Genomic DNA, 11883 nt, shown 5'->3' on the forward strand with positions numbered 1-11883 from the left:
CACCGACCGTACACCGGCGCATTGCCGCGCGCAGGTGGCGGCAGTAGGCTTTGGCAATGACATCCGCTTCGTCCGCCAATGTCCTGCATGCCGCGCCCTCGGCCGATTCGATCGCGCCCGACTACGTGCTGCAGTTCGAAGCCAATGCGGCCTACCTGCCGCCGGAGCAGCTGCCGTTGCTGCGCCGCGCCTGGGAAGTGGGCGCCGCGGCGCATCGCGGGCAGACGCGCAAGTCCGGTGAGCCCTACATCACCCACCCGGTGGCCGTGGCGGGGGTGCTGGCGGACCTGAAGATGGACGCCGAGACGCTGATCGCGGCGATCCTGCACGACACCATCGAGGACACGCCGCTGACGCGCGCGGAGATCGCCGCCGAGTTCGGCGAGCCGGTGGCCGAGCTGGTCGATGGCGTGACCAAGCTGGACAAGCTGAAGTTCCGCGACCGCAAGGAGGCGGCGGCCGAGTCATTCCGCAAGATGCTGCTGGCCATGTCGCGCGACCTGCGCGTGATCATGATCAAGCTGGCCGACCGCCTGCACAACATGCGCACGCTGGGCGCACAGAGCGCCGAGGCGCGCGGCCGCATTGCCCGCGAGACGCTGGACATCTATGCGCCCATCGCCCAGCGCCTGGGCATGAGCCTGGTCAAGTCCGAGCTGCAGGACCTGTCCTTCCGCGCGATGTATCCCTGGCGCCACGCCATCATCCAGAAGCACATCCGCAGCCAGCCGGTGATGCGCCGCGAGTCGATGGCGCAGATCGAGGCGCAGATCTCGCAGAAGCTCACCCGCGACGGCATCGCCCACCGCCTGGTCAGCCGGGTCAAGACGCCGTGGAGCATCTACACCAAGATGCGCTCGGAGGGGAAAAGCTTCGACCAGGTGATGGACGTGTTCGGCTTCCGCGTGGTGGTCGAGTCGGTGCCGGCCTGTTACCTGGCGCTGGGCACGGCGCACTCGCAGTACAAGCCGCTGGACGGACGCTTCCGCGACTTCGTGGCCATCCCCAAGGCCAATGGCTATCAGTCGCTGCACACGGTGCTGTTCGGCCCGTATGGTTCGCCGATCGAGGTGCAGATCCGCACCGAGGAGATGGACCTGGTGGCCGAGCGCGGCATCGCCGCGCACTGGACCTACAAGTTCGGCAGCGACTCGCCCAACAGCGCGCAGAGCCGCGCGCAGACCTGGATCAGCGAGCTGATCGAGAACCAGCGCTCGGCCGGCTCCTCGCTGGAGTTCCTGGACAACGTCAAGGTCGACCTGTTCCCGGACGAGGTCTACGTGTTCACGCCCAAGGGCAAGATCCTGTCGCTGCCGCGCAATTCCACCGCGTTGGATTTCGCCTATGCGGTGCATACCGACGTGGGCAACCAGGCCGTGGCCTCGCGTGTGGACCGCAAGCTCTCGCCGCTGCGCACCAAGCTCACCAGCGGGCAGACGCTGGAGATCATCACCGCCAAGTCGGCCATGCCCAAGCCGCAATGGCTGGAGTTCGTGGTCACCAGCAAGGCGCGCACCGCCATCCGCCACCAGCTCAAGCAGCTGGAGCACGAGGACGCTGTGCAGCTGGGCCACCGCATGCTCGACCGCGCGCTGGAGGACCTCAACAGCTCGCTGGAGCGCCTGCCGACGCAGCGCCTGGAAGCGTTCCTGATCGAGCACAAGTATCCGCGCCTGGAAGCCCTGCTGGCCGATGTGGCCCTGGGCAACTGGATGCCGGCGCAGGCGGCCAAGGCGCTGATGGCCTTCGCCGAGCTGCGCAGCGGCGCGGCCTCCAAGCATTCGCACGAGAAGATCCTGATCACTGGGCACGAGCGCGGGGTGATCAGCTTCGCCAACTGCTGCCTGCCGATCCCGGGCGACGACATCATGGGCTTCCACACCGCCGGCAAGGGCGTGGTGGTGCACCGCCTGGACTGTCCCAACGTGGCCGAGTTCCGCAAGTCGCCCGACCGCTGGATCCCGATCGACTGGGACAGCCAGGTCACCGGCGACTACGACGCGGCGCTGCTCATCGACGTGGAAAACCGTACCGGCGTGCTGGCGCAGGTGGCCGCGGCGATCGCGCAGAGCCAGTCCAACATCGAGCGCGTGGAGTACCTGGAGCGCGACATCAACGCGGCGGTCATGCGCTTTTCCATCCAGGTCCGCGACCGCACGCACCTGGCCGAGGTGATGCGTCGCCTGCGCCGGGTCAGTTCGGTGCTGGCGGTTCGCCGGCAGTAGGGCCTGCCCGCGGGAAGGCGAGCGCCTACAATTGGCCGCTTCCCTTCGACCCATGGATCGCACATGACCCGCCAGATCATCCAGACCGACACCGCGCCGGCCGCCATCGGCCCGTACTCGCAGGCCGTGCGTGCCGGCAACACCGTGTATTTCTCCGGCCAGATTCCGCTGGACCCGGCCACCGGCAATCTGGTGGAAGGCGACATCGAGGCCCAGGCCGTGCGCGCCTTCGACAACCTCAAGGCCGTGGCCGAAGCCGCAGGCGGCTCGCTGGACAAGATGGTCCGCCTGGGCCTGTACCTGACCGACCTGGGGCAGTTCGCCAAGGTCAACGAGGTGATGCAGCGCTATTTCTCCGCGCCGTTCCCGGCCCGTTCGACCATCGAGGTCTCGGCCCTGCCCAAGGGCGCGCTGTTCGAGGTCGACGCGGTGATGGTCGACTGATCCGCATCGCGCGGGCGCGCGGGGTGTTTTTCCGACGCAGCGATGGCCGTTGCGCCGCTGGCGCGCGGCGGCCGCGGCGCGCACGCTGACTGCCATGGCGCTCGCACCATCCGGCAACGCTCCCGTGTTTCAGCAACCCATCGCCGGCCGCCTGGCCGGCGTGGGCCCGCGCGTGGCCGAGAAACTCGCTGCCCGGGGCCTGGTGACCTTCCAGGACCTGTGGCTGCACCTGCCGCTGCGTTACGAGGACCGCACCAGCCTGACCCCGCTGTTCGCCCTGCAACCCGGGCAGACCGCCCAGGTCGAAGGGCGCGTGGAAGCGGTCGAGCGCGGCTTCCGCTATCGCCCGCTGCTGCGCGTGGCGCTGGGCGATGGCTCGCCGGTGACCCTGACCCTGCGCTTTTTCCATTTCCGCGCCGCGCAGGTCGCGCAGTTCGCCATCGGGGCGCGGGTGCGGGCCTACGGCACCGCGCGCGCCGGCCAGCAGGGGCTGGAGATGGTCCACCCCAGCTATCGGCTGCTGGAGGGCGAGGAGGAGGCGCTACAGGAGGCGCTGGATCCCATCTATCCAGCCGTGGAGGGCGTCGGCCCGGCCAGCCTGCGCAAGTTCGTGCTGCAGGCCCTGGCCCAGTTGCCCGAAGCGCACGCGCTGGAGCTGCTGCCGCCGGACTGGCTCAGCGACCTGGGCCTGCCGTCGCTGCGTGAGGCGCTGCTGACCATGCATACCCCAGCGCCAGGGGCGGACCTGGCCGGCCTGGCGGCAGGGCGCCATCCGGCCCAGCAGCGCCTGGCGCTTGAGGAACTGCTGGCGCATCACCTCAGCCTGCAACGGCAGCGCCTGGTGATCCGTCGGCATCGCGCGCACCGGCTGGAGGCCGGGCGCGCCCTGGCCGCGCGCCTGACCGAGCAACTGCCGTTCAAGCTGACCGGCGCCCAGCAGCGCGTCTTCGAGGAAATCCAGCGCGACCTGTGCAGCGGCGAGCCCATGCTGCGGCTGGTGCAGGGCGATGTCGGCAGCGGCAAGACCGTGGTCGCGGCGATGGCGGCGATGCTGGCCGTGGGCAGCGGCAAGCAGGCCGCGCTGGCCGCACCGACCGAGCTGCTGGCCGAGCAGCATTACCGCAACCTCCGTCATTGGCTGGCGCCACTGGGCGTGGAGGTGGCGTGGCTAGCCGGCAAGGTCACCGGCAAGGCGCGGGCCCGTGCGCTGGAGGCCATCGCCAACGGCCAGGCCCAGGTCGTGGTGGGCACGCATGCGCTGATGCAGGAGCAGGTGCGCTTCCAGGACCTGGGGCTGGCGATCGTCGACGAACAGCATCGCTTCGGCGTGCACCAGCGCCTGGCCCTGCGCGACAAGGGCCGGGGCGGGCAGTGGATGCCGCACCAGCTGGTGATGACCGCCACGCCGATCCCGCGCACCCTGGCCATGGCCGCCTATGCCGATCTGGACGTATCGGCGATCGACGAGCTGCCGCCGGGCCGCACGCCGGTGCAGACCGTGGCGCTCAGTGGCGAGCGGCGTCCCGAGCTGATCGAGCGCATCCGCGCGGCCTGCGCCGAAGGCCGGCAGGCGTACTGGGTCTGCACCCTGATCGACGACAGCGACGAGGTCATCGCCCAGGCCGCGCAGAGCACCTACGAGGCGCTGGCCGCGGCCCTGCCGGACACGCGCGTGGCCCTGGTGCACGGGCGAATGAAGGCCGCCGAGAAGCAGGCGACGATGCAGGCCTTCAAGGACGGACAGGTCGGCCTGCTGGTGGCGACCACAGTGATCGAGGTCGGGGTCGACGTGCCCAATGCCTCGCTGATGATCATCGAGAACGCCGAGCGCCTGGGCCTGTCGCAGCTGCACCAGTTGCGCGGGCGGGTGGGGCGCGGCGCGGCCGCTTCCACCTGCGTGCTGCTGTACCAGCCGCCGCTGTCGATGATGGCCAAGCAGCGGCTGGCGACCCTGCGCGAGACCAACGATGGCTTCGTCATCGCCGAAAAGGACCTGTCGCTGCGCGGACCGGGCGAATTGCTGGGCACGCGCCAGACCGGCCTGGCCAGCTTCCGCGTGGCCGACCTGGCCCGCGATGCCGGCCTGTTGCCCCAGGTCCACGCCCTGGCCGAGCGCCTGCTGCGCGAGGCCCCCGAGCGCGCCGACCAGGTGATCGCCCGCTGGATCGGCAGCGCGGACCGGTATGCGAATGCTTGAAGGCAAGAAACGAGTGGAGAGGAACGAGGAACGAGAGGAGCTGGGCGCCATGACTGCCGGGGCCTTACTCGTTCCTCGTTCCTCATCTCTCGTTCCTGCCTATGGCAGACTCGGCGGCCGTTCCATCAAGGCCCGCCGGGCATGACCGACAAGATCCCGCTTCTCATCGATACCGATCCCGGCGTGGATGACGCCCTGGCGCTGCTGATGGCCCTGCATTGCCCGCAGCACGAGGTGGTGGGGCTGACCATCGCCGCCGGCAACGTCGGGCTGCGCTACACCGTGCGCAATGCGCTCAAGCTGTGCGAAGTGGCCGGCCGTCCGGACATCCCGGTGTTCGCCGGCTGCGCCGAACCGCTGCTGCATCCCTCGCCGGATGCGGCCGAGGTCCACGGGCAGGATGGCTTCGGCGATGTCGGATTCCCCGAAGCCCGCACCCAGGTCCAGGACGAACATGCCGCCCTGGCGCTGCTGCGGCTCTCGCACCAGTACGCCGGCGAGCTGGTGCTGGTGACCCTGGGCCCGCTGACCAATGTCGCCCTGGCGCTCAAGCTGGACCCCACGCTGCCCACCCGCATCAAGCGCCTGGTGGTGATGGCCGGCGCGGTGAGCGCGCACGGCAACATCACCCCGGCAGCGGAGTTCAACGTGGCCTTCGACCCTGAGGCCGCGCACCTGGTGCTGCGCGCCTTTCCGAAGTTCGACCTGGCCGACTGGGAGGCCACGCTTGCCCACGGCTTCCTGCATCGGGAAGTGGAGCAGTGGCTCCAGGCCGCCAGCGAGCGCGCCCGCTTCTACGAGGCCATCTCCCGCAACACCCGGCTGTGGTCCGAGGACCGGCGTGGCGACCATTGGCACAGCGCCGACTCGCTGGCCATGGCCTTCGCCCTGGACCCGGAAGGGGCCCTGGAGATCGCCGAGCGCCCGCTGGGCGTGGAGCTGGCCGGCACCCTGACCCGCGGCGCGACCGTGACCGACTGGAACCGGCAGACCGGGGCGCCCGACAATGCGCGGATCCTGCTGCGTTACGATCAGGCAAGGTTCGAGGCGCGGGTGCGGGCGGCATTGGCGGCCTGAGCCGGGTAGGCGTAGGTGGCTTGCGCCGGCCGGGGTAGGGCCGTTATAATGCGCGGCTCACCTGCCTGTCACTAATGGTTCCCTCATGAAGGCCGACATCCACCCCCAGTACCGCGACGTCGTCTTCCACGATGTCACCTCCGATTTCAAGATCCTGACCCGCTCGACCCTTGCCAGCAAGGAAACGATCAAGTGGGAAGACGGCAACGAATACCCGCTGCTGAAGGTGGAAATCTCCTCGGCCTCGCACCCGTTCTACACGGGCAAGCACAAGGTCGTGGACACCGGCGGCCGCATCGACAAGTTCCAGAAGCGTTACCAGAAGTAAGCGGCCCTGCCGCAGTAACGTTTGCATGAAACGGCCGCGCAAGCGGCCGTTTTCATTTGCGCGTGGTGAAGGGGCGCGATGACACCCCGGACAGGTCCTGCCCAGGCGCGCAGGGTCTCATCCTTTGGTCTGGTGCGTTGCAGCAGCCAGGGGTCGGATTTGGGTGGCTGTGCGATAATTTGGGGATTCTTCGGCAATCGCCGCGGATGTCCCACAACGCAATCCCGGATCGCTCCGGGAGAAGCACCCCACGTAAGGAGCGCACTGTGTCCGAACTTGACAAGGTCACGCTGAACGCCGGCGACAAAGCCGTCGCCCTGCCTGTCTTGAAACCGACGCTTGGCAACGACTGTGTCGACATTTCCAAGCTGACCAAGGAAACCGGTCTCTTCACCTACGACCCGGGCTTCGGCGCCACCGCCAGCTGCAAGTCGGCCATCACCTACATCGATGGCGACCAGGGCGTGCTGCTGTATCGCGGCTACCCGATCGACCAGCTGGCCGAGAAGTCCAGCTTCACCGAAGTCTCCTACCTGCTGATGAACGGCGAGCTGCCCAGCGCCGCCGAGCTGGCCAAGTTCGAGGACGAGGTGACGCATCACACGATGATGCACGAGTCGCTCAAGGCCTTCCTGCAGGGCTTCCGCCACGACGCGCACCCGATGGCCATGCTGGCCGCCTCGGTGGCCTCGATGTCGGCGTTCTACCATGACACCCTGGACCTGCAGGACCCCGAGCAGCGCCGCCTGGCCGCGATCCGCCTGATCGCCAAGATGCCCACGCTGGCCGCTGCCGCCTATCGCTATTCGATCGGCCACCCGATCCGCTACCCGCGCAACAGCCTGGGCTACACTGAGCGCTTCCTGCACATGATGTTCGAAGTGCCCAGCGAGGAACTCGAGCTGAGCCCGGTGATCGCCAAGGCGATGGATCTGCTGTTCATCCTGCACGCCGATCACGAGCAGAACGCCTCCACCTCCACCGTGCGCCTGGTCGGCTCCACCGGTGCCAACCCCTACGCCTCGGTCGCCGCCGGCATCACCGCGCTGTGGGGTCCGGCCCATGGCGGCGCCAACGAGGCCGTGCTCAAGCAGCTGGCCGAGATCGGCGATGCCAAGAACGTGGCCAAGGCCGTCGAACGCGCCAAGGACAAGAACGACCCGTTCCGCCTGATGGGCTTCGGCCACCGCGTCTACAAGAACTTCGACCCGCGCGCCAAGATCATCCGCGAGATGACCCACAAGGTGCTCGGCGAGCTGGGCGTGAACGACCCGCTGCTGGATGTGGCGATGAAGCTGGAAGAGTTCGCGCTGAAGGACGACTACTTCGTCGAGCGCAAGCTGTATCCGAACGTGGATTTCTACAGCGGCATCATCTACAAGGCGCTGAAGATCCCGACCGAGATGTTCACGGTGCTGTTCGCCATCGGTCGCACCCCGGGCTGGGTGTCGCATTGGCTGGAACAGCAGGTCGACCCGGACGCCCGCATCGGCCGTCCGCGCCAGATCTACACCGGCTCGCCCAAGCGCGACTACGCCAAGGCCTGAGCCTTCGCGCCTGCGCAGTCCTGGACGCCCCGCCTCGCGCGGGGCGTTCGCGTTTGACGCCCCGCGGGCGGCTTGCGGGCATGACCATCGACGGATACCGGACAGGCCATCAGCCGCGCTATCGTCGCCGCACCTATCGATGGGGAAGGGAGTCTTGCCATGCGTGTGTTCCGACTGGCCGTGCTGGCCGCCGGGCTGAGCCTTGCCGTGTCCGCCACGGCCGCAACACCGGACCGCTGGGAACTCCCGGTGGCGACCAAGCAGCTATCCAACGGACTGACCGTGGTGGTCTCCGAAGACCACAGCGCACCGGTGGTCGGCATCAGCGTGGTCTACCACGTGGGCATGCGGCTGGAGCCGCGCAACCGCACCGGCTTCGCGCACCTGTTCGAGCACCTGATGTTCCAGGGCACGCCGGAGTCGAAGAAGGGCGTGTTCGACAGCGTCATCACCGGCGGCGGCGGCCGCAACAACGGTTCCACGCGCGCGGACTTCACCAACTACATCGAGACCGCGCCCAGATCGGCGCTGGAGCCGATGCTGTGGCTGGAAGCGGACCGCATGAAGACTCTGGACTTCAACCCGACCACGCTGAAGAACCAGCAGGACGTGGTGAAGGAGGAGATCCGCAACAACGTGAAGAACCAGCCCTATGGCGGCTTCATGTGGATCGACATCGGCCAGCAGGCCTTCCAGAAATGGGAGAACAACCACGACGGCTACGGCAGCTTCCAGGACCTGGAGAACGCCAGCCTGGAGGACGTGCGCGCCTTCCATCGCGATTACTACGGCCCCAACAACGCGGTGCTGGCCATCGCCGGCGACGTCACCCCGGAGCAGGGTTTCGCCCTGGCGCAGAAGTACTTCGGCGCGATCCCCGCGCGCGAGACGCCGGCCAAGCCCGATTACCGCGAGGGCCTGAACACCGCCGAGAAGCGCGTCGTGCAGTCCGATGCGCTGGCGCAGGTGCCGGCGATCGCCGCGGCCTGGAAGATGCCCGACCGCGGCAGCAAGGACCAGGCGCCGATGGCGGTGCTGGGCGCGCTGCTGGCCGGCGGCGATGCCTCGCGGCTGTACCAGGGGCTGGTCAAGGGCCGCGAGTTGGCGCTGAACGTGGACAGCCTCTATGGTTTGACCAGCGCCTGGGAATACGACGGCCCGACCTTGTTCACCGTGTTCGCGCTGTACAAGCCCGATAGCAGCGCCGAGGCGGTGCTCAAGGGCATCGACGAAGAAGTGGCCAGGATCGCCAGCGAGGGCGTGGACGCGCCGACCCTGGCGCGGGTCAAGACCCAGCTGCTGGCCGAGTGGTACGACGGCATGGAGATGTTCCTGGACCGCGCCGATACGCTGGCCAAGCTGCAGACGCTGTGGGGCGATGCCAAGGTCGCCAACCAGATCCCGGGCTGGATCGAGCAGGTCACCGCCGCCGACGTGCAGCGCGTGGCCAAGACCTACCTGACCCAGGCCAACCGCACGGTCATCGACCGCAAGCCGGCGGCCATGTTGCAGCCATCCACCGCGCCCGCCGCCAAGACCCAGCCCTGAAGGAGCACGCCATGAGCATGATGCGCATCATTCCCTTGTCGCTGGCCCTTGCCCTGGCCTTGAGCCCCGGCCTGCACGCCGCCGAAAAGGCCGCCTTGCCGGCCGCGCTGCCGGCCTACGGCGCCGACAAACCGCTGCCGGTCCCGGCGATCGAGAAGAAGACCCTCGCCAACGGCCTGGAGGTCTGGGTCGTGCCGCGCCAGGGCGTTCCGCGCGTGGACTACGTGCTGGCGCTGCGCGAAGCCGGCCTGGCCGCCGACCCGGCCAATGCGCCGGGCTTTGCCAGCCTGTTCGCCGGCCTGCTGACCGAGGGCACCGGGCAGCACGATGCCCGCCAGATTGCCGAGCTGGCGCAGGGCATGGGCGGCGGCCTGTCGGCCACGGCCAGCAACGATGCGGTGTTCCTCAGCGCCCATGCGCTGGCCTCGCACGGCACGCCGATGCTGCAGTTGCTGGCCGAAGTCGCCCGCCAGCCGACCTTTCCGGAAAACGAGGTGCGCCTGGCGCAGGCCAACGCCGCCCAGCAGCTGAAGGCCTCCGAGTCGCAGCCCTCGTTCCGGGCTTCGCGCGCGCTGCTCAAGGCGGTCTATGGCGAGCACCCATACGCGCGTACGCAACTGGCCGAATCCACCATCCCGGCCCTGACCCATGGCGCGCTGGAAGCTGCCCACCAGGCGCGCTTCCAGCCCAAGCGTGCGCTGCTGGTGATCACCGGGCGGGTGACGCCGGCCCAGGCCTTTGCCGAGGCCGAACGTGCCTTCGGCGACTGGAAAGCCGAGGGCAAGGCCGTGGCCGCCACGCCGAAGGCGCTGTCCGACGTGGCGCCCACGCGCGTGGTGCTGCAGCGCGATGGCAGTGTGCAATCCACCTTCCGCATCGGTCGCCCGGCCATTGCCGCTACAGATGTCGACTACGTGCCGATGCAGCTGGCCAGCACCGTGCTCGGCAGCGGCATCAGCAGCCGCCTCAACCAGAACCTGCGCGAGGAAAAGGGCTACACCTATGGCGCCGGCGCGGGACTGGCCGCCGCGCGCGAAGGCGGCAACGTCATCGCCCAGGCCGATGTGCGCAACGAGGTCACCGGCGCCTCGCTCAAGGAGTTCTTCCACGAGTTCCAGCGGCTGGGGCAGGAGCCGGTGCCGGCGAAGGAACTGGATGCGGTCAAGCGCTATGTCGCTGGCGGTTATCTGATCACCAACCAGTTGCAGGGATCGGTGGCCCTGAGCCTGGCGCGCAACTGGGCGGTGGGACTGCCGGCGGAATTCCTGGGCCAGTACGTGCCCAAGATCCGCCAGGTCGATGCGGCCACCCTGCAGCAGGTGGCCAAGCGTTACTGGGACCCGGCCCAGCAGAGCGTGGTGGTGGTGGGCGATGCGGCGCAGGTGGCCGAGCAGCTCAAGCCGTTCGGGACGTTCAAGATCGAGCGCTGAGCGCAGGCGCGGACCTGGCGCCTGCTCGAACACGAACGCCCCGCTCAGCGGGGCGTTCGCGTCTGGCGCTGCAGCAGATCAACCGCGCTTGCGTGGATGCACGGTGATCGAGGCGGTCATGCCCGCGGCCAGCACCGTATCGGCCGGCACGCTGGCCGGATCGATGCGCACGCGCACCGGGACGCGCTGGGCCAAGCGGATCCAGTTGAAGGTGGGGCTGACGTCGGCCAGCAGGTCCTGGCTGCTGGTGGGGTTGTCGGCATCGGTGATGCCGTGGGCGATGCCTTCCACGGTCCCACGCAGGACCCGGCCGCCGCTCATCAGGCGGATGTCGGCGGCATCGCCGGGGTGGATCATCGGCAACTTGGTTTCCTCGAAGTAGCCGTAGATCCACAGGCTGTCGTTGCGCACCAGGGCCATGCGCGCGGCGCCGGCGCTGGCGTAGTCGCCCACGCGGACATCCAGATTGGTGATGTAGCCGGCGGCGGTGGCGCGCACGGTGGCGCGCTCCAGGTTGAGCCGGGCCAGGTCGAGCGCGGCCTGGGCCTGCTCGACGGCGGCCAGCGCCTGCGCCTGCGAGGCCGTGGCCGCGCTGCGATTGGCCTGGGCCTGGCGCACGGCCGCCTGCGCGGCGCGCGCGGTGGCCACCGCATCGGCGCGGGCTTCGGCCGAGATCACCGCGGCCGCGCGCTGCCGGCGCTCGGACTGCGACGCGTACTTCTGGTAATCCGCCTCGCTGGCCGCGGTGCCGGCGTTGGCCGCGGAGATGCTGGCGCCGGCCGCGCGCGCCGCGGCCTGCGCGGCGGACAGGTCGGCCTGCGCCTGCGCCACGGCCAGCTCGAAACGGCGCGCGTCGATGCGGAACAGCACATCGCCCGCCTTCACCTGCTGGTTGTCGCGCACCTCCACCGCGCCGACCAGTCCGGACACATCCGGGGCGACGCGGACGATCTCCGCACGCACCCGGCCATCGCGTGTCCAGGGCGAATACATGGAATGGCGCCACAGCGCATGGGCGATGAGCGCGGCGGCCAGCACGACCACGACAGTCAGGCTGGCGCGGATCAGGGATTGGGTCTTCATGGCG

General features: G+C 68.9%; 9 protein-coding genes. 8 read left to right on the top strand and 1 reads right to left on the bottom strand.

Translation table 11 applies throughout. The features are described 5' to 3' along the window. Positions 1-56 precede the first annotated feature (56 nt). The 8 genes from EPA99_RS12295 to EPA99_RS12330 all read left to right on the top strand — a co-directional run bounded on the left by EPA99_RS12295 (position 57) and on the right by EPA99_RS12330 (position 10796). Positions 57-2225, top strand: a complete 2169-nt coding sequence (locus tag EPA99_RS12295) for a RelA/SpoT family protein (RefSeq protein WP_129471529.1) — start codon at positions 57-59, stop codon at positions 2223-2225. Between the two features lie 63 nt (positions 2226-2288). Continuing rightward, a complete protein-coding gene (locus EPA99_RS12300) occupies positions 2289-2669 on the top strand; it encodes a RidA family protein (RefSeq protein WP_129471530.1) in 381 nt (126 codons plus the stop codon). 94 nt (positions 2670-2763) lie between these two features. Then, positions 2764-4866, top strand: a complete 2103-nt coding sequence (gene recG, locus EPA99_RS12305) for an ATP-dependent DNA helicase RecG (protein WP_129471531.1) — start codon at positions 2764-2766, stop codon at positions 4864-4866. A 141-nt stretch (positions 4867-5007) separates the two neighbouring features. After that, positions 5008-5943, top strand: a complete 936-nt coding sequence (locus tag EPA99_RS12310; RefSeq protein ID WP_129471532.1) for a nucleoside hydrolase — start codon at positions 5008-5010, stop codon at positions 5941-5943. A gap of 85 nt (positions 5944-6028) precedes the next feature. After that, positions 6029-6271 (top strand): type B 50S ribosomal protein L31, encoded by a 243-nt coding sequence (locus tag EPA99_RS12315; RefSeq protein WP_129471533.1) that lies wholly within the window; start codon positions 6029-6031, stop codon positions 6269-6271. 266 nt (positions 6272-6537) lie between these two features. Next, on the top strand, positions 6538-7818 hold the full coding sequence (locus EPA99_RS12320; RefSeq protein ID WP_129471534.1) for a citrate synthase: 1281 nt from the start codon (positions 6538-6540) through the stop codon (positions 7816-7818). A gap of 159 nt (positions 7819-7977) precedes the next feature. Then, a complete protein-coding gene (locus EPA99_RS12325) occupies positions 7978-9366 on the top strand; it encodes a M16 family metallopeptidase (protein ID WP_129471535.1) in 1389 nt (462 codons plus the stop codon). An 11-nt stretch (positions 9367-9377) separates the two neighbouring features. Then, positions 9378-10796, top strand: coding sequence for a M16 family metallopeptidase (locus tag EPA99_RS12330; protein WP_206733753.1), 1419 nt, complete (start codon positions 9378-9380; stop codon positions 10794-10796). A gap of 78 nt (positions 10797-10874) precedes the next feature. On the opposite strand, the gene EPA99_RS12335 is transcribed toward EPA99_RS12330, so the two are convergent. Continuing rightward, on the bottom strand, positions 10875-11879 hold the full coding sequence (locus EPA99_RS12335) for an HlyD family secretion protein (RefSeq protein WP_129471536.1): 1005 nt from the start codon (positions 11877-11879) through the stop codon (positions 10875-10877). Between the last annotated feature and the right edge of the window lie 4 nt (positions 11880-11883).

The sequence above is a fragment of the Pseudoxanthomonas composti genome (assembly GCF_004122095.1).
Lineage (GTDB): Bacteria > Pseudomonadota > Gammaproteobacteria > Xanthomonadales > Xanthomonadaceae > Pseudoxanthomonas_A > Pseudoxanthomonas_A composti.